We start from the raw sequence: 17,337 nt of genomic DNA, 5'->3' as shown, positions 1-17,337 counted from the left end.
TCCGGCGCAGTCGCCGAAGGGGCCTTGCCCCGCGGCCGAAGGTCCCGCCCCGGCGGGGGGTGCGGGCCGAAGGTCCCGTACCGGCCGGTAGGGCGCTCACCTGCGCGTATGACGGCCCATCTGGTGCGTCCAGGGCGGGTCGGCGCCCCGTACCGCGCAGGTGGCGGCGGCGACGGCGGCGCCGGTGGCCAGGGCCTGCTCCAGGACGTTCGCGGTCAGCCCGTCCAGGCGCCCGCCGAGGGCCCCGGCGGTGTGGAGGCAGTGCAGCAGGCCGCCCGTGAAGGCGTCGCCCGCGCCGACGGTGTCCACCACGGCGGTGGGCTCGGCCGGCACCCTCAGCCGTACGCGCCCCGCGCCCTCCAGCGAGGCGTACGCGCCCGCCGCTCCGAGCGTGACGACGACCAGGGTCGCGCCGTGGCCGTGGAGGACGGCGGCGGCCTCCTCCACGCCGGCGCCGGGCAGGAGGTGGCCGAGGTCGTCGTCGGACAGCCGCAGGATGTCGGCCGCGGCGCACCAGCGCGGCAGCCGCTCGCGGTAGGCGGCCGGTTCCACCAGCAGTGGCCGGACGTTGGGGTCGATCGAGACGGTGGCCCGCCCGCGCGCCCTCTCCAGCAGCCGCTCCACCGCATCCCCGCCCGGCGGTCGCACCAGTGCCAGCGATCCGGTGTGCAGACAGGCCGCCGGAGCGGCCGCGGCCCGCTCCAGCTCGCCGTCCGTCCACTGCCAGTCGGCGGTGCCCTCGGCGTGGAAGGAGTACTCGGCGCGGCCGTCGGCGTCGACGTCGGCGACGGCCAGGGTGCTGGGCTCGGCCGCCTCGACCACCGCGCCGAGGTCCGCGCCGGAGGCGGCCAGGTGCTCGCGGAAGAGCCGGCCGAAGACGTCCCGCGACAGCCTGCCCAGGAAGCGGGTGGGGGTGCCGAGGCGGGCGAGGGTCACGGCGGTGTTGGCCGGTCCGCCGCCGGGCAGGACCTCCAGCCCGATCGAGGGGGTCGAGGGCCGCTCCCCGCCGCCGGGCGCCGGGACGGTGAAGGCGTCGGCGACGCACTCGCCGAGCACGGCGACGGGCGGGGCGGCGGCGGGAGAGGCGGGGGCGGCGTACTCGGGGACGGCGCCGGGCTCGGGCACGGGTGTGGGCATGGGGGGCATTCTGGTACGCGCCGCCGTCCGGGAGGCGGTCCGCGGGGCCGCTTCCCGGACGCCTGCGGCAGCGTGCTTCACTGCCCAGTATGAGCACCACCGTCGCCGTCACCACCTGGTCGCTGGAGCAGACCTCCCCGTCCGACCTCTCCCCCGCCCACATTCCGGACAGCGGGTCCGGCATCCGGATCGTCCGGGCGGAGGTGCCCAGCCCGGAGTTCAGCCGCTTCCTCTACACCGCCGTCGGCGGGGACGTCACCTGGACGGACCGGCTGGGATGGACGTACGCACGGTGGCGGGAGTTCCTGGAGCGGCCCGGCGTGGAGACGTGGGTGGCGTACGACCGCGGGACCCCGGCCGGGTACATCGAACTGGAGGCGCAGCCCGAAGGGACGGTGGAGATCACCTACTTCGGCCTGATCGCCGCCTTCCGCGGCCGGCGCGTCGGCGGGCACCTGCTGTCGTACGGGACCGCGCGCGCCTGGGACCTGGCGGAGCGCTGGCCGGAGCGGGAGCCCACCCGGCGGGTGTGGGTGCACACCTGCAGCAAGGACGGCCCCCACGCACTGGCGAACTACCGGCGGCGGGGCTTCCGTCTCTTCGACACCAGGACGGAGGACGAACCGGACGTCCCCGCCCCGGGCCCCTGGCCGGGAGCGGGGGTGTGAGCCCCTCCCGGGGCCCCGCGACCCCGGGAACGACATCACCCCGTCTCGCGAGTCGGGACACCTTTGTCCGCACTGTGGATATCGGTGGACTGCCGCGAGATGCTCATGCCACGCTTCTGCCATGTCTCGAGCTGGAATTGCCTTGGTGAGTCGGCGGCACGTCGACCTCGGCCGCATGTCCAGCGCCATCTGTCCGACGGGCTGACAGTCCCAGCACCGCCGCACATCCGCCGCCCCCGTCGTCGCGGGCAGGCGCCCCCCGATTCCCGCTCTCCGTCCGGGTTCGCGCACTTCAGTGCGCCCGGACGGGTCCGGTCCGCTTTCCGCGCAGCCGAGTCCAGCAGAAGGACGAACACACCGCCATGGCCGACACCCCCAAGCCAGCCAGCGCTGCCCCGACCCGCCGCAAGGCCGGCCGCCACCGCGGCGAAGGCCAGTGGGCCGCCGGGCACTTCACCCCGCTGAACGCCAACGAGCAGTTCAAGAAGGACGACGACGGTCTCAATGTGCGGACACGCATTGAGACGATCTACGCCCACGGCGGCTTCGACTCCATCGACCCCTCCGACCTGCGCGGCAGGATGCGCTGGTGGGGCCTGTACACCCAGCGCAGGCCCGGGATCGACGGCGGCAAGACCGCCGTCCTGGCCCCGGAGGAGCTGGACGACGAGTACTTCATGATGCGCGTGCGCATCGACGGCGGACGGCTGACCACCGAGCAGCTGCGCGTCATCGGCGAGATCTCCCAGGAGTTCGCCCGCGGCACCGCCGACATCACCGACCGGCAGAACATCCAGCTCCACTGGGTCCGCATCGAGGACGTCCCCGAGATCTGGCGCCGTCTGGAGGCCGTGGGCCTGTCCACCACCGAGGCCTGCGGCGACACCCCGCGCGCCTTCCTGGGCTCGCCGGTCGCCGGGATCGCCGCCGACGAGATCGTCGACGGCACGCCCGCGCTGGAGGAGGCCAAGCGCCGCGTCGTCGGCAACCCGGCGTTCTCCAACCTCCCCCGCAAGTTCAAGGCGGCCATCTCCGGTTCCCCCCTGCTGGACGTGGCGCACGAGATCAACGACGTGTCGTTCGTCGGCGTACGCCACCCCGAGCTCGGCCCCGGCTTCGACGTGTGGGTGGGCGGCGGCCTGTCCACCAATCCCAAGCTCGGCGTCCGGCTGGGCGCCTGGGTGCCGCTGGAGGACGTGGCGGACGTCCTGGAGGGCGTCGTCTCGGTCTTCCGCGACTACGGCTACCGCCGGCTGCGCAACCGCGCCCGCCTGAAGTTCCTCGTCGCCGACTGGGGTGCGGAGAGGTTCCGCCAGGTGCTGGAGGACGAGTACCTGGGACGGAGGCTGGCCGACGGCCCCGCCCCCGAGGCCCCCGTCCAGCGCTGGCGCGACCACGTCGGCGTGCACCGCCAGAAGGACGGCCGCTTCTACGTCGGCTTCGCACCCCGCGTCGGCCGCGTCGACGGCGCCACCCTCACCAAGATCGCCGAGCTGGCCGAGGGGCACGGCTCGGGCCGGGTCCGCACCACCGTCGAGCAGAAGATGATCATCCTCGACGTGACCGAGGACCGGGTGGACTCCCTGGTGGAGGGCCTGGAGTCGCTGGACCTGACGGCGCGTCCGTCGGTCTTCCGGCGCGGCACCATGGCCTGCACCGGCATCGAGTTCTGCAAGCTGGCCATCGTCGAGACCAAGGGCCGCGGCTCCACCCTCATCGACGAACTGGAGCGCCGCCTGCCGGACTTCGACGAGCCGGTCACCATCAACATCAACGGCTGCCCCAACGCCTGCGCCCGCATCCAGGTCGCCGACATCGGCCTCAAGGGCCAGCTCGTCACCGACGCGGACGGCAACCAGGTGGAGGGCTACCAGGTCCACCTCGGCGGCGCGCTGGGGCTGGAGCCCGGCTTCGGCCGCAAGGTGCGCGGCCTGAAGGTCACCGCCGCCGAACTGCCCGGCTACGTCGAGCGCCTGCTGACCCGCTACCGCGAGGAGCGGCAGGACGGCGAGCGCTTCGCACAGTGGGCGGCGCGGGCCGAGGAGGGTGCGCTCAAGTGAGCGACGCACACGCGGCCACCACCCCGCAGACGACCGCCAACCCGCACCCCCGCCGCGCGGGCGGAGAAGCTCACAGGGAGGCACCGTGAGTGAGCGCGCCGCCCCGTTCTACTGCCCGTACTGCGGAGACGAGGACCTGCGGCCGTCCGAGGACGGCCACGGCGCGTGGGAGTGCGCCTCCTGCAACCGCGCCTTCAGGCTCTCGTTCCTCGGACTGCTGGCCGACGGCCTGCGGCGGTCCGGTTCCACCGAGGGAGACAGCACACGATGAACGCCGCCGAGGACCGGTACGACCTGCGGGCGGACGCAGGCGAGCTGCGCCGGCTCGCCGAGAAGGCGGGCCGTGAACTGGAGGACGCCCCGGCGCTGGAGGTCCTGCGCTGGGCCGCCGGCGCCTTCGGCCCGCGCTTCTGCGTGACCTCCTCGATGGAGGACGCCGTCGTCGCGCACCTGGCCTCGCGCGTGGCGCCCGGTGTGGACGTGGTGTTCCTCGACACCGGCTACCACTTCCCGGAGACCATCGGCACCCGGGATGCGGTCGCGGCGGTGATGGACGTCAACGTCGTCACGCTCACACCCCGGCAGACCGTGGCCGAGCAGGACGCCGAGTACGGGCCGCGCCTGCACGACCGCGACCCCGACCTGTGCTGCGCGCTGCGCAAGGTCAGGCCGCTTGAGGAGGGTCTGCGCGGGTACGACGCCTGGGCCACCGGGCTGCGCCGCGACGAGTCCCCGACCAGGGCGGGGACTCCGGTCGTCGGCTGGGACGAGAGGCGGGGCAAGGTCAAGGTCTCGCCCATCGCACGCTGGACGCAGGACGACGTGGACGCCTACGTTGCCGAGCACGGTGTCCTCACCAACCCTCTGCTGATGGACGGTTACCCCTCCATCGGGTGCGCGCCCTGCACTCGGCGGGTGCTGGAGGGCGAGGACGCCCGTTCCGGCCGCTGGGCCGGACGCGGCAAGACCGAGTGCGGACTGCATGGCTGATGGCGAACCCGAAGGCCGTAGGGGCCCAGACAGTTGAGGAGCGTCAGATGAGCGGGGCGACCGCCTCCGGCACGGACAGAACCGGCAGTACCGGCAGCACCACCGGCACCGGCACCGGAGCCACGATCTGGCTCACCGGCCTGCCCAGCGCCGGCAAGACCACGATCGCCCACGCGCTGGCGGGGCGGCTGCGCGACGAGGGCCACCGGGTGGAGGTGCTGGACGGCGACGAGATCAGGGAGTTCCTCTCCGCCGGTCTGGGCTTCTCCCGCGAGGACCGCCACACCAACGTGCAGCGGATCGGCTTCGTCGCCGAGCTGCTGGCCTCCAACGGCGTGAAGGCCCTGGTCCCGGTGATCGCGCCCTACGCCGACAGCCGCGAGGCGGTCCGCAAGCGCCACCAGGCCGAGGGCACGGCCTATCTGGAGGTGCATGTGGCCACGCCCGTGGAGGTGTGCTCCGAGCGCGATGTGAAGGGGCTGTACGCCAGGCAGGCCGCCGGGGAGCTGTCCGGGCTGACCGGGGTGGACGACCCGTACGAGGCGCCGGCCGATCCGGACCTGCGGATCGAGGCGCACACCGAGCCGGTGGACGACTCCGCCGCCCGGCTGTACGCACTGCTCGCCGAGAGGGGACTGGCGTGACGACCTCGACCGAACCGACCACCGGGCCCGCCGACGCCTCCGGCACGGCCACCGCCGGCACATCCGCCGACACCACCGAAACGGCCTCCGGCACGGCGTACGCGCTGAGCCATCTGGACACCCTCGAGTCGGAGGCGGTGCACATCTTCCGCGAGGTGGCGGGCGAGTTCGAGCGGCCGGTGATCCTGTTCTCCGGTGGCAAGGACTCCATCGTGATGCTGCACCTGGCGCTGAAGGCGTTCGCCCCGGCCCCGGTGCCCTTCGCGCTGCTGCACGTGGACACCGGCCACAACTTCCCCGAGGTCCTCGACTACCGCGACCGGGTGGTGGCCGAGCACCGGCTGCGCCTGCACGTCGCCTCCGTACAGGAGTTCATCGACCGCGGCGAGCTGCGCGAGCGCGCGGACGGCACCCGCAACCCGCTGCAGACCGTGCCCCTGCTGCACGCCATCGAGACGGGCCGCTTCGACGCGGTGTTCGGCGGCGGCCGGCGGGACGAGGAGAAGGCCCGCGCCAAGGAGCGGGTGTTCTCGCTGCGCGACGAGTTCGGCGGCTGGGACCCGCGCCGCCAGCGCCCCGAGCTGTGGCAGCTGTACAACGGCCGCCACGCGCCGGGCGAGCATGTGCGCGTCTTCCCGCTGTCCAACTGGACCGAGCTGGACGTGTGGCAGTACATCGGGCGGGAGAAGATCGAGCTGCCCGCCATCTACTACGCCCACACCCGCGAGGTCTTCAAGCGCGACGGGATGTGGCTGGCGCCGGGCGGGTGGGGCGGCCCCAGGGACGGCGAGGCGGTCCAGGAGCGCCGGGTGCGCTACCGCACCGTCGGCGACATGTCCTGTACCGGGGCGGTGGACTCCGACGCCGCCACCATCGAGCAGGTCATAGCCGAGATCGCCGCCTCCCGGCTGACCGAGCGGGGCGCGACCCGGGCCGACGACAAGCTGTCGGAGGCCGCCATGGAGGACCGCAAGCGCGAAGGGTACTTCTGACCGATGACCACCGCTGCCACCACTTCCACAGCCGGCGCCGCCGAGGCCGCCGGGCTGCTGCGGGAAACCTCGCTGCTGCGTTTCGCCACCGCCGGTTCGGTCGACGACGGCAAGTCCACCCTGGTCGGGCGGCTGCTGCACGACTCCAAGTCGGTCCTGGCCGACCAGCTGGAGGCCGTCGAGCACGCCTCCCGCAGCCGCGGCGCCGAGGGCCCGGACCTGGCGCTGCTGACCGACGGGCTGCGCGCCGAGCGCGAGCAGGGCATCACCATCGACGTGGCCTACCGCTACTTCGCCACGCCGCGGCGCCGGTTCATCCTGGCCGACACCCCCGGCCATGTGCAGTACACCCGCAACATGGTCACCGGCGCCTCCACCGCCGACCTGGCCATCATCCTGGTGGACGCCCGCAACGGCGTGGTCGAGCAGACCCGCCGCCACGCCGCGGTCGCCGCCCTGCTGCGGGTGCCGCACGTGGTGCTGGCCGTCAACAAGATGGACCTGGCCGGCTACGACGAGTCCGTCTTCGCCTCCATCGCCGAGCAGTTCACCGCCTACGCCGCCTCGCTGGGCGTGCCGGAGGTCACCGCCGTGCCGATCTCGGCGCTGGTCGGCGACAACGTGGTCACCCCGTCCGAGCACATGGACTGGTACAGCGGCCCGACCGTCCTGGAGCACCTGGAGACCGTCGAGGTCGACCACGACCCGGCCGGGGACGTGGCCCGCTTCCCCGTCCAGTACGTCATCCGACCGCAGACCGCCGAGCACCCCGACTACCGCGGCTACGCCGGCCAGCTCGCCTCCGGCGTGCTGCGCGTGGGCCAGCCGGTGACGGTGCTGCCCTCGGGCCGCACCTCGGTGATCGAGGGCATCGACGCACTGGGCCAGTCGGTCCGGGCCGCCTGGGCGCCGCAGTCGGTCACCGTCCGTCTGGCGGACGACCTCGACATCTCCCGCGGCGACCTGATCGCCCCGGCCGACGACGCCCCGGCCCCGAGCCAGGACGTCACCGCCACCGTCTGCCATCTGCACGACACCCCGCTGCGGGTGGGGCAGCGGGTGCTGCTGAAGCACACCACCCGCACGGTCAAGGCGATCGTCAAGGAGATCGGCTCCCGGCTGACCCTGGACGACCTCTCGCCCCACCCCGAGCCGGGCGAGCTGGTGGCCAACGACATCGGCCGGGTGCGGATCCGCACCGCCGAGCCGCTGCCGCTGGACCCCTACGCGCTCTCCCGCCGCACCGGTTCGTTCCTGCTGATCGACCCGGCCGACGGCTCCACCCTCACCGCCGGCATGTCCGGCGAGGCCTTCGCCGGAGCCGACGGAGCGGTACGCGCCGGGAACGACGCCCCGCGGGAGGACGGATGGGACTTCTGAGCGCGGCGGGCGCCGCCGTGCAGGACGCCTTCTCCACCTTCGACCACACCGGTGGCCGGATCGGCAGCGGTGTCCGGGGCAGCGGACAGGGCGGACTGGCGGGATGCCGCCGGTGACGCCCGGCACCCGGTCGCACGACCCGCGCCCCGGGCACGACCGGCCCGACCCGTACGACCCGTACGACCCGCGCTCCGAGGGCGTCCCATATGTCCCCGAAGCGCGGCATGTCCCCGCCGCACACTCCGGCTCTCCCCCGCCGTAGCCGCCCGAACAGGGTGGCGGACCACGAGAGGACCCCGCTGTGTCCACCGAACTCGCCACCCCCGCCCCGGCGCCGTCCGTCACCGGTGCCGGGGCCGGGCGGGCCCGCCCGTACGCGGTGCGGCTCGACCGCGTCTCGAAGTCCTTCGGTTCCTCCCCCCGCGCCCGCCAGCAGGTGCTGGACGGCATCGACCTGACGGCGGCGCCCGGCGAGTTCGTCTGCCTGCTGGGCGCCTCCGGCTGCGGCAAGTCCACGCTTTTGAACCTGGTGGCCGGGCTCGACCACCCGACCTCCGGCGAGGTGCGGGTGCCGCACGGCCGGCCCGCGCTGATGTTCCAGGACCACGCGCTCTTCCCCTGGCTGAGCGCCGGCCGCAACGTGGAGCTGGCCCTGAAGCTGGCCGGAGTGCCCAAGTCCGAGCGGCGCGGGCGGGCCGAGGAGCTGCTGCGGCTGGTACGGCTGCCGGACGCGTACGGCAAGCGGGTGCACCAGCTCTCCGGCGGGATGCGGCAGCGCGTGGCGCTGGCCCGCTCACTGGCCCAGGGCAGCCGGGTGCTGCTGATGGACGAGCCCTTCGCCGCGCTGGACGCCATCACCCGCGACCTGCTGCACGAGGAGCTGACCCGTGTGTGGCGCGAGCGGGAGCTGACGGTGCTGTTCGTCACCCACAACGTGCGCGAGGCGGTACGGCTGGGCCAGCGGGTCGTGCTGCTGTCCTCGCGCCCGGGGCGCGTGGCGCGCCAGTGGGACGTGGACATTCCCTATCCCCGCCGTATCGAGGATTCCGCGGTCACCTCCCTCGCCCGGGAGATCACCGGCCATCTGCACGAGGAGATCGTCCGACATGCCCGCCACTGACACCGAGGACTCCCGGCGGGGCGCCCGGCACGAACCCCCGGGGCCCGGCACCGGCGCCCCCGGCGGTTCCGGCCCCGGCGACTCCGACGAGATGGCGTCCGGCCTGGACGCCCTGGAGTCCCCCGTGTCCGCCACCGTCGCCACCTCGCGGCGGGTGCTGGCCAAGGCCGCGCCGCCGCTGGCGGCCGTCGCCCTGGTGCTGGTGCTGTGGCAGACGGCGTACGCGCTGAGCTGGTCGGCCTCCCTGCCCTCCCCCGCCGCCGTGTGGGGCGAGCTGGCGGGCGCCTGGTCGGACGGCACCCTGCTGCCCGCCCTCGGCCACAGCCTGCTGCGCTGCCTGATCGGCTTCGCCGCCTCCGCCGCCCTCGGCGTCCCCCTGGGGCTGCTGCTCACCCGGGTCGCGCCGCTGCGCACGGTCCTGGGGCCCATCCTGTCCGCCGTGCAGTCGCTGCCTGCCGCCGCGCTGGTGCCGGTCGCGGTGATCGCGCTGGGCAACTCCGAGGGCGCGGTGTACGCCGTGGTGCTGCTCGGCGCGGTGCCGTCCATCGCCGTCGGGGTCACCGCCGCCGTCGACCGGATTCCGCCACTGCTGCTGCGGGCGGGCCGGTCGATGGGCGCCGGCGGCCTGCGCGGAGCCGTCCACGTCCTCGTCCCCGCCGCGCTGCCCGGCTTCGTGACGGCCCTGCGGCAGGGCTGGACCTTCGGCTGGCGCGCCCTGATGACGGCCGAGCTCATCACCGCCACCCCCCTGCCCGGCATCGGCCGGATGCTGGACGCGGGCCGGCAGGGCGGCGAGCTGAGCCTGGTGCTGGCCTCGGTGGTGCTGATCCTGGCGGTCGGCGTGGCCGTGGAGTCGGCACTGTTCTCCCCCGTGGAGCGCCGCGTGCTGCACAGCCGCGGCCTGGCGTCGGCGGCCGGGCGGTGAGCGGTCCCGTGCGAGCCCTCCGCGTCCCCGCCCGCCACGCTCCGGACACCCGCGGCACCCCCGGCACCCGTGGCGACCGTCCCGCCCTGCTGGTCGTCGCGCACGGCAGCCGCGACCCGCGCCACGCGGCGACGGTGGCCGCGCTGTGCGCCCGGCTGCGCGGGCTGCGCCCGAAGCTGCGGGTCGAGGTGGGCCATCTGGACTTCAACGCCCCCTCCGTTCCCCAGGTGCTGACCCGTCTGCACGCCGACGGGGTGCGGCGGGTGGTGGCGCTGCCGCTGCTGCTCACCCGCGCCTTCCACGCCAAGGCCGACATCCCCGCGGTCCTGGGCGAGACGGTGGCGCGGCTGCCGCGGCTGACGGTGCGCCAGGCCGACGTCCTGGGCCCGGACCGGCTGCTGACGGCCGCCCTGGAACGGCGGCTGCACGAGGCCGGGCTGCGGCCCGGCGACGAACGCTCGACCGGGGTCGTCCTGGCCTCGGCGGGCTCCTCCGACCCGGAGGCGATCGCGGTGATCGCAGATATCGCGCGGGAGTGGCGGCACATCTCCGGTTGGTGTGCCGTGCGGCCCGCGTTCGCCTCCGCATCCCTTCCCCGCACCGCCGACGCGGTGCGGGAGCTGCGCGCCCGGGGGGCGCGGCGGGTGGCCGTCGCCCCATACGTCCTCGCGCCCGGCTTCCTCCCGGACCGCATCGCCGCCGGCGCCCGCGAGGCGGGCGCGGACCTGCTGGCGCCGGTGCTGGGCGACGCCCCGGAGCTGGCCCGTCTGATGGCGCGGCGCTACGACGAGGCGCTGGTGCGGTGGGCGGCGGACGGCGGGGTGCCGGTCAGCGCGTGATCCGGCCCGCCGCTCGTGCGGCGGGCCGGATGCGCGGAGCGCCCGGCCGGGGTGCCGGCCGGGCGCTCCGCCGACGGCGGCGGCGCGGGTCAGCCGTTCATGCCCGCGCCCTTCCACTGCTGGTTGGTGTGGGTCGGGGAGCAGGTCCAGATGCCCAGCCGGGCGCCGTTGCCGGTCTGCCAGCCGAGGGCGTCGAGGCACTTGCCGGAGTGGACGTTGCGCAGCAGCCCTCCCGGCAGCTTCTCCCACCGCTGGTTGCCCGCGCCGTGGCAGGAGTTGAGCCCGATGTGGGAGCCGTTCTCGGTCTTGGCGTACTGCACGTCCATGCACTTGCCCAGGGCCCGGATCGTCCCGTCGGAGTGGATCTTCCACGACTGGGCGGCGCCGCCGTTGCAGGTGTAGAGCTGGATCGGGGTGCCGTCCGCGGTGTTGGAGCCCTTGACGTCGACGCACTTGTCGGAGTGCACGCCGATGATCGGGCCCGCGCCGGGGGCGGCCGGGGGCAGGCAGTAGATCTCGATGAAGACCTGCCAGTAGGTCTCGTTGATCTGCTGCCCGATCGGTCCCCGGACGACGCGGCAGTTGGCGGCCGGGTAGCCCTCCCGGGCCGCGGCTTCGTAGGCGGTGGCCCGTGCGGTCTGGACCGCGATGTTGTAGGGGCCGCCCCCGACACCGGTGAAGTACTTCGGGGCGGTGGGCGCCGCGGCCGTCGCCGTGGTGGCGGCCCGGTCGAACGCCGCCGGGGCGGCGGTCGCCGTCCCGGCCAGCATCAGGGTCGAGGTGAGCAGCGCCGCGAACACCGCGGCGAGCTTTCTGACCGACTTCACAGTGGTTCCCCTCACATTGACGAGTACGAGTTGGTCGGGTCGCACGGGAACGCGCCGGGCACGACGGGCGATCCCCCGTGCGCCGACGGTAGGCGCGCCCCCTTCCCCGGCGACAGCGCCGCGGGGTCTCAGGGGAGTCTCAACCACGCCGCGTGCCCATGCGGCCACGTTCCGGTCGCCGCCGGTGATCTGGTGGCCGCCGCCGTCGCTCGATAGGGTCGGCCGGTCACCGAGAGCGGGAGCGAGGGGGCATGGGGGAGTGCGTGGCGGCCCGGCTGGGGGCGGCGGTCGCGGAGCACCGGTTCGTCAATGTGACCGGACCTCCGGGTGTGGGGAAGAGCAGGCTCGTCGCGGGGCTGGCGGACGCGTGGCTCGTCGACCTGGACGACGGGGCCGGGATGCCGCCGGAGGGACTGCCCGGTGCGCTGGCCGGCGCCGGCGGGCGGCTCGTCGTCGTGGACGGGGTGGACGGACGGCGGCGGACGGAGGCCCTCGGTGCCGCGCTGGACGCCGTCCCCGCCGCCGGGTGCCGCCTCGTCGTGGTCAGCCGCGGGCCGGTGGCGGCGGACCCGGCGTGGGGCGGCCGGGACATCGCGCGCGTGCCGGTGCCGCCGCTGCCGGACACCGCCGTCGCGGAACTGGCCGAGACCCGGTGCGCGGACCCCGGGGCGCGGAAGCTGGCCGTGCGGCTCGCCTGCGGTGTGCCGTTCGTCGCCGAGGCGGTGTGCCGGGCGGTGCTGGCGGGGACGCCGGCCTCGGCTCCGGGAGCGGTGGCCGACCGGGTCGCCGGCGAGCTGATGGGGCGCCTGGCCCGGGAGGCGCCGGGGCGCCGCTGGCAGCACGCCCTGCGGCTGCTGGCCACGGTGGGGGCCGGCGACGAGCGGCTGCTGTCGGCGGGACCGGAGGTGTTCGACGTGCTGGCCGGCCTCAGCGTCGTGCGCCGGGGCGTGCTCGGGCTGAGCGTCGAGGAGCCGTACCGGCAGCTGCTGGAGCTGGCCTACCGGTGGCGTTCCCCGGACGCGCACGGAACCGTCCGCACCCGCGCCTCCGGCTACCGCGTCGGGCTGCTGGCCGGGGCCCGGGAGCCGGAGGAGCGCGCGGACCTGGTAGAGCAGGCCCTGTTCCTGACCGGCGACCCGGTCCTGCGCGGATCGCTGTTCCCCTCCGCCCGGCCACCGGCCGCCGTGGAGCGGGCCGGCCCCTCGGACGCCGCGCCCATCGGCCGACTGCTGCGGCAGTGGGCCGCGCGGGGCGGCTTCGACCTCCGCCGCGCCGAGCGCCTGACGGAGCACTGGCAGACCGAGGCGTTCCACATCGCCCGGGACGGCGACGGCCGGGTCGTCGGGCTGGCGAGCCTGCTTCCCATGAGCGGATGCGGCGCGGACGGCGTCGAGCCGCTGCTCCAGCAGCACGCCGACGCGCTCGTCGACGCGGGACGGGCCGACGGGCTGTTCCTGGGCGCGGCGTTCTGCCCGGACCGGGCCACGCACGCGCACCTTCTGCGGCACGTCCTGAGACAGGCCGTGCTCGACGGCCCGCTGGTGGTGTCGACGGCGACACCCGAGTACCAGTCGCTGCTGGGCAGCCTGGGGTTCCGGCGGCACGGAAGCGTCCGGGACGACGTCTACCGGTGCGGGCGCCGTCCCGAGGTCTACAGCAACGACATGCGCCCGGAGGCCCTGCCGCGGTGGCTGCGGAGCATCACACCGGAGGACCCGCCGGCACGGGCCGGTACCGCGACGGTGCGGCAGTGGATCGGACAGGCCCTGGGCCAGTTGCACGACACCCGCGCCCTGGCCCGGAGCCCGCTGCTGGCCCACCCCGAGACGGCGACCGCGACCGCCCTGCGCCGCCGGCTGTGCGACGCCGTGCGGAACCTCGCCGTAAGCGACGACCCCGCCGACGCCGAGGCGGGCGCGATCCTGCGGGCGTACTACCTCGGGCGGGGCCCCACCCACCGGCACGTCGCGGCACGGTTGCATCTGAGCCGTGCCACGTACTTCCGCCGTCTCGACCGGGGCCTGACCGCGCTGGCCGGCATGTGGGAGAGGCCCTTCCCGCCGTGACCGCCGTGACCGCCGCCCCGCGCGCCCGCGGCCTCACAGCCGCGGACGGGCGCGCCGGAAGGAGCCGGGGGCGTCGGCCGGGTCAGGACACCGGCCGGGAGTCGGCCCACACCGACTCCATCTCCTCGCGGTAGAGGTGGAACAGCCCGCCCTCGGCGCCCTCCCCCCGCGGGCCGCCCTGGGCAGTTCCGCCCTGGACGATGTCCCGGCCGCCGCCGCGCAGCACGAAGACCGGGGCCTCCATCCCCCTGGTGCGGCGCAGGTAGGACTGGACCACCGCGATGCCGTCCGGCCCGTCGCCGTCCACGAGGTAGGCGGTGAAGCGCGGGGTCTCGTCGAAGACGTGGATCTGGAAGGCGTCGGCGTCCCGCAGCCGGGAGCGCACTCGCCGCATGTGGAGGATGTTCGTCTCCACCGAACGGCTCAGCTCGCCCTTCTTCAGCCCCAGCTCCCGCTCCCGGCGGCGCATCGTGCTGCTGGCCGGGTTGAGGAAGAGCAGCCGCACCCGGCAGCCGGACTCGGCCAGCCGCACCAGACGGCGTCCGGAGTAGTTCTGGACCAGCAGGTTCAGTCCGATGCCGATGGCGTCCAGCCGGCGCGCTCCGCCGAACAGGTCCTCGGCCGGGATCTGGCGCTGCAGGCGCACCCGGTCCGGGTGGACGCCGACGACGTCGGCGAAGCGGTCGCCGACCAGCTCCTCCACCGCGTCCACCGGCAGCCGGTGGGCGGAGGGGATGTCGCGGCCGGCGCCCAGCAGGTCCAGCAGCCGGGCCGAGATCCGCTCGGCCTGGGCGAGGACGGCCGGGGACAGCGCGCGGTTGCGCGCCACCGCGCTGCGGGCGACCTCCAGCTCGTCCAGGGCCAGCTCCAGCTCGCGCCGCCCGTCGAAGTAGGGCTCGAAGCAGGGCCAGTGCTGCACCACCAGCTCGCGCAGCTGCGGCAGGGTCAGGAAGGCCAGCAGGGTGTCGTCGGCCGGGTCGAGCAGATATCCCTTGCGGCGGCTGACCTCGCGCACGGCCGCGGCCCGCTGGACCCACTCCTGCCCGGTCGGGCCGGCCGCCGCCACGACCCACTCCTCGCCGTGCACCGGCTCGTAGATCGGCCGCAGCACCGCCGCGACCACGGCGCGCAGCCGCTGCTCGACGAGATTGAGCCAGATGTAGGCCCGTCCCGCCCGCTGGGCGCGCAGCCGCACCTCGGCCCACTCCTCGGCGCCCCAGGCCAGATCGGCGCCGATCTCCATCGGCCGGGCCAGGGAGACCGTGCCGGGCGGCACCGCTCCGGGCGCCCCGGCGGCACCGCTCTCGCCGCCCCCGTTCCCCGAGGGAAGCTCAAGCCCTCCCGAGCCCACCTGCGCACCGCCTTCCGGACCTGCTGTTCGATCAAGGAGCCTACTGCCCTCCCGGGAGGGGACGCAGCAGTATCCCGCCACCAAGTTCCTTTCCCCGTACGCTCATCCGGGGGAAGATGGATGCTGTGCCCATCCGGTGGCCGTCTCCCGCACCAGTACTGCGCAAGGATGCAGCGAAAACGGGTAACGGGTAGAGACCGCGACAGGAAGAGTCGACATGCAGGTCTGGCCTGGACGGGCATATCCCCTCGGCGCCACGTACGACGGGGCCGGGACGAACTTCGCCGTGTTCTCGGAGGCGGCGGAGCGCATCGAACTGTGCCTGCTGCACGACGACGGGTCGGAGACGGCGATCGAGCTGCGCGAGTCCGACGCGTTCGTGCGGCACGCCTACCTGCCGGGCGTCATGCCCGGCCAGCGCTACGGCTTCCGTGTGCACGGGCCGTACGAGCCGGAGAAGGGCAAGCGCTGCAACAGCGCCAAGCTGCTGCTGGACCCCTACGCCAGGGCGATGAGCGGCGCCATCGACTGGGACGAGGCGGTCTACGGCTACCACTTCGACCAACCCGAACGGCGCAACGACCTGGACTCCGCCCCGCACACCATGGCCTCGGTGGTGGTCAACCCCTACTTCGACTGGGGCGACGACCGGCCCCCGCGCACCGACTACCACCAGACGGTCATCTACGAGGCCCACGTCAAGGGCCTGACGATGCTCCATCCGGAGCTGCCCGAGGACCTGCGCGGCACCTACGCGGCGCTGGGCCATCCGGCGATCGTCGAGCATCTGACGAAGTTGGGGGTGACCGCGCTGGAGCTGATGCCGGTCCACCAGTTCGTCACCGACCACCGGCTGGCCGACGCCGGGCTGGCGAACTACTGGGGCTACAACACCATCGGCTTCTTCGCCCCGCACAACGCCTACGCCTCCTGGGGCGACCGGGGCCAGCAGGTGCTGGAGTTCAAGCAGGCGGTCAAGGCGCTGCACCAGGCCGGCATCGAGGTGATCCTCGACGTGGTCTACAACCACACCGCCGAGGGCAACCACCTGGGGCCGACCCTGTCCTTCCGGGGCCTGGACAACGCCTCGTACTACCGGCTGACCGACGACCCCCGGTACTACATGGACACCACCGGCACCGGCAACTCGCTGCTGATGCGCTCCCCGCACGTGCTGCAGCTGATCATGGACTCGCTGCGCTACTGGGTCACCGAGATGCACGTGGACGGCTTCCGCTTCGACCTGGCGGCCACCCTGGCCCGCCAGTTCCACGAGGTGGACCGGCTGTCGTCGTTCTTCGACCTGGTGCAGCAGGACCCGGTGGTCAGCCAGGTGAAGCTGATCGCCGAGCCGTGGGACGTGGGCGAGGGCGGCTACCAGGTGGGGAACTTCCCGCCGCTGTGGACGGAGTGGAACGGCCGCTACCGCGACACCGTGCGGGACCTGTGGCGGGGCGAGCCGCGCACCCTGGCCGAGTTCGCCTCCCGGCTGACCGGTTCCTCCGACCTGTACCAGGACGACGGGCGCCGTCCGCTGGCCTCGATCAACTTCGTCACCTGCCACGACGGCTTCACCCTGCACGACCTGGTGGCGTACAACGACAAGCACAACGAGGCCAACGGCGAGGGCAACCGGGACGGCGAGAGCCACAACCGCTCGTGGAACTGCGGGGTGGAGGGGGCCACCGACGACGAGGACGTCCTGGCGCTGCGCGGGCGGCAGATGCGCAACTTCATCGCCACCCTGCTGCTCTCCCAGGGGGTGCCGATGCTCTCCCACGGCGACGAGTTCGCCCGCACCCAGAAAGGCAACAACAACGCCTACTGCCAGGACGGCGAGCTGTCCTGGGTGCACTGGCCGAAGGCGGGCGAGAAGCACCCCCTGTGCGAGTTCGTGCAGGCCATGGTGGGGATGCGCCGCGACCACCCGGCCTTCCGGCGGCGGCGCTTCTTCCACGGGCGGCCGGTGGAGGGCACCCACGACGAGCTCTCCGACATCGCCTGGTTCACCCCCGAGGGCGAGGAGATGACCCATCGGGACTGGCAGGAGGCCCAGGCCAGGGCGCTGACGGTGTTCCTCAACGGCAACGCGATCTCCGAGCCCGGCGAGCGCGGCGAGCGGATCACCGACGACTCCTTCCTGCTGATGTTCAACGCGCAGCCGACCCCGCGCGGGTTCACCGTTCCGGTGGACCACGGGCGGGAGTGGCAGGTCGTGGTGGACACCTCGCGGGAGGACGGGGTGCCGCCGGGCACCGGCCCCACGGTGCGGGCGGGCTCCCGGATCACCCTGGTGGACCGCAGTCTGACGGTGCTCCAGCGGCCCGCCTGACCGGCC

At 74.1% G+C, this 17,337-nt stretch carries 17 protein-coding genes; 14 read left to right on the top strand and 3 right to left on the bottom strand.

The window, feature by feature from the left end:
- Window positions 1-96: 96 nt before the first annotated feature.
- Window positions 97-1,137: a carbohydrate kinase family protein gene (locus BM237_RS16285; RefSeq protein WP_093850387.1), complete on the bottom strand. Its 1,041-nt coding sequence runs from the start codon at window positions 1,135-1,137 to the stop codon at window positions 97-99.
- An 89-nt stretch (window positions 1,138-1,226) separates the two neighbouring features.
- On the opposite strand from BM237_RS16285, the gene BM237_RS16280 reads away from it, so the two are divergent.
- The 12 genes from BM237_RS16280 (at window position 1,227) to BM237_RS16230 (ending at window position 10,755) form a co-directional block, all read left to right on the top strand.
- A complete protein-coding gene (locus BM237_RS16280) occupies window positions 1,227-1,805 on the top strand; it encodes a GNAT family N-acetyltransferase (protein WP_093850386.1) in 579 nt (192 codons plus the stop codon).
- 121 nt (window positions 1,806-1,926) lie between these two features.
- Entirely contained in the window at window positions 1,927-2,010 is an 84-nt protein-coding gene (locus BM237_RS30545) for a putative leader peptide (RefSeq protein ID WP_369126574.1), read from the top strand.
- A gap of 157 nt (window positions 2,011-2,167) precedes the next feature.
- The gene (locus BM237_RS16275) at window positions 2,168-3,865 is read left to right on the top strand and encodes a nitrite/sulfite reductase (protein WP_093850385.1); all 1,698 of its coding nucleotides are present in this window, start codon (window positions 2,168-2,170) and stop codon (window positions 3,863-3,865) included.
- 85 nt (window positions 3,866-3,950) lie between these two features.
- Entirely contained in the window at window positions 3,951-4,136 is a 186-nt protein-coding gene (locus BM237_RS16270; RefSeq protein ID WP_093660134.1) for a hypothetical protein, read from the top strand.
- The gene (locus BM237_RS16265; RefSeq protein WP_093850384.1) at window positions 4,133-4,855 is read left to right on the top strand and encodes a phosphoadenylyl-sulfate reductase; all 723 of its coding nucleotides are present in this window, start codon (window positions 4,133-4,135) and stop codon (window positions 4,853-4,855) included. Before BM237_RS16270 ends, BM237_RS16265 begins: the two co-directional genes overlap by 4 nt.
- 47 nt (window positions 4,856-4,902) lie before the next feature.
- Window positions 4,903-5,499 carry an adenylyl-sulfate kinase gene (gene cysC, locus BM237_RS16260; protein WP_245793661.1) on the top strand — a complete coding sequence of 199 codons (597 nt, stop codon included), beginning with the start codon at window positions 4,903-4,905 and terminating at the stop codon, window positions 5,497-5,499.
- On the top strand, window positions 5,496-6,491 hold the full coding sequence (gene cysD, locus BM237_RS16255; protein ID WP_175541034.1) for a sulfate adenylyltransferase subunit CysD: 996 nt from the start codon (window positions 5,496-5,498) through the stop codon (window positions 6,489-6,491). The genes cysC and cysD overlap by 4 nt, the downstream gene beginning before the upstream one ends.
- A gap of 3 nt (window positions 6,492-6,494) precedes the next feature.
- On the top strand, window positions 6,495-7,871 hold the full coding sequence (locus tag BM237_RS16250; protein ID WP_093850383.1) for a sulfate adenylyltransferase subunit 1: 1,377 nt from the start codon (window positions 6,495-6,497) through the stop codon (window positions 7,869-7,871).
- Complete coding sequence (locus BM237_RS16245; protein ID WP_093850382.1) at window positions 7,859-7,987, top strand: hypothetical protein; 129 nt, start codon at window positions 7,859-7,861, stop codon at window positions 7,985-7,987. Before BM237_RS16250 ends, BM237_RS16245 begins: the two co-directional genes overlap by 13 nt.
- Before the next feature lie 185 nt (window positions 7,988-8,172).
- The gene (locus BM237_RS16240) at window positions 8,173-8,991 is read left to right on the top strand and encodes an ABC transporter ATP-binding protein (protein WP_093850381.1); all 819 of its coding nucleotides are present in this window, start codon (window positions 8,173-8,175) and stop codon (window positions 8,989-8,991) included.
- Window positions 8,978-9,916, top strand: a complete 939-nt coding sequence (locus tag BM237_RS16235; RefSeq protein ID WP_093850380.1) for an ABC transporter permease — start codon at window positions 8,978-8,980, stop codon at window positions 9,914-9,916. Before BM237_RS16240 ends, BM237_RS16235 begins: the two co-directional genes overlap by 14 nt.
- Before the next feature lie 86 nt (window positions 9,917-10,002).
- Window positions 10,003-10,755 carry a sirohydrochlorin chelatase gene (locus BM237_RS16230; protein ID WP_245793672.1) on the top strand — a complete coding sequence of 251 codons (753 nt, stop codon included), beginning with the start codon at window positions 10,003-10,005 and terminating at the stop codon, window positions 10,753-10,755.
- An 89-nt stretch (window positions 10,756-10,844) separates the two neighbouring features.
- Here the strand turns inward: BM237_RS16230 and BM237_RS16225 are convergent, their stop codons facing one another.
- The gene (locus tag BM237_RS16225) at window positions 10,845-11,582 is read right to left on the bottom strand and encodes an RICIN domain-containing protein (RefSeq protein ID WP_093850378.1); all 738 of its coding nucleotides are present in this window, start codon (window positions 11,580-11,582) and stop codon (window positions 10,845-10,847) included.
- 251 nt (window positions 11,583-11,833) lie between these two features.
- On the opposite strand from BM237_RS16225, the gene BM237_RS16220 reads away from it, so the two are divergent.
- Window positions 11,834-13,648 carry a hypothetical protein gene (locus BM237_RS16220; protein ID WP_093850377.1) on the top strand — a complete coding sequence of 605 codons (1,815 nt, stop codon included), beginning with the start codon at window positions 11,834-11,836 and terminating at the stop codon, window positions 13,646-13,648.
- A gap of 82 nt (window positions 13,649-13,730) precedes the next feature.
- On the opposite strand, the gene BM237_RS16215 is transcribed toward BM237_RS16220, so the two are convergent.
- Window positions 13,731-14,999, bottom strand: coding sequence for a DUF5919 domain-containing protein (locus tag BM237_RS16215; RefSeq protein WP_093850376.1), 1,269 nt, complete (start codon window positions 14,997-14,999; stop codon window positions 13,731-13,733).
- A gap of 217 nt (window positions 15,000-15,216) precedes the next feature.
- Between BM237_RS16215 and glgX the strand changes: the two genes are divergently transcribed.
- Window positions 15,217-17,331: a glycogen debranching protein GlgX gene (gene glgX / locus BM237_RS16210; protein ID WP_093850375.1), complete on the top strand. Its 2,115-nt coding sequence runs from the start codon at window positions 15,217-15,219 to the stop codon at window positions 17,329-17,331.
- Window positions 17,332-17,337: the final 6 nt, after the last annotated feature.

Origin of the sequence: Streptomyces mangrovi (assembly GCF_900114215.1) — a bacterium.
Taxonomy (GTDB): domain Bacteria; phylum Actinomycetota; class Actinomycetes; order Streptomycetales; family Streptomycetaceae; genus Streptomyces; species Streptomyces barkulensis.
This window is presented reverse-complemented; position numbering and strand designations above follow the sequence as displayed.

What these genes read in the sequence shown, in the direction of transcription:
- BM237_RS16285 (WP_093850387.1), bottom strand. Translation starts at nt 1,137, where the DNA reads ATGCCCACACCCGTGCCCGAGCCCGGCGCCGTCCCCGAGTACGCCGCC.
- BM237_RS16280 (WP_093850386.1), top strand. Translation starts at nt 1,227, where the DNA reads ATGAGCACCACCGTCGCCGTCACCACCTGGTCGCTGGAGCAGACCTCC.
- BM237_RS30545 (WP_369126574.1), top strand. Translation starts at nt 1,927, where the DNA reads ATGTCTCGAGCTGGAATTGCCTTGGTGAGTCGGCGGCACGTCGACCTC.
- BM237_RS16275 (WP_093850385.1), top strand. Translation starts at nt 2,168, where the DNA reads ATGGCCGACACCCCCAAGCCAGCCAGCGCTGCCCCGACCCGCCGCAAG.
- BM237_RS16265 (WP_093850384.1), top strand. Translation starts at nt 4,133, where the DNA reads ATGAACGCCGCCGAGGACCGGTACGACCTGCGGGCGGACGCAGGCGAG.
- cysC (WP_245793661.1), top strand. Translation starts at nt 4,903, where the DNA reads ATGAGCGGGGCGACCGCCTCCGGCACGGACAGAACCGGCAGTACCGGC.
- BM237_RS16250 (WP_093850383.1), top strand. Translation starts at nt 6,495, where the DNA reads ATGACCACCGCTGCCACCACTTCCACAGCCGGCGCCGCCGAGGCCGCC.
- BM237_RS16245 (WP_093850382.1), top strand. Translation starts at nt 7,859, where the DNA reads ATGGGACTTCTGAGCGCGGCGGGCGCCGCCGTGCAGGACGCCTTCTCC.
- BM237_RS16235 (WP_093850380.1), top strand. Translation starts at nt 8,978, where the DNA reads ATGCCCGCCACTGACACCGAGGACTCCCGGCGGGGCGCCCGGCACGAA.
- BM237_RS16220 (WP_093850377.1), top strand. Translation starts at nt 11,834, where the DNA reads ATGGGGGAGTGCGTGGCGGCCCGGCTGGGGGCGGCGGTCGCGGAGCAC.
- glgX (WP_093850375.1), top strand. Translation starts at nt 15,217, where the DNA reads ATGCAGGTCTGGCCTGGACGGGCATATCCCCTCGGCGCCACGTACGAC.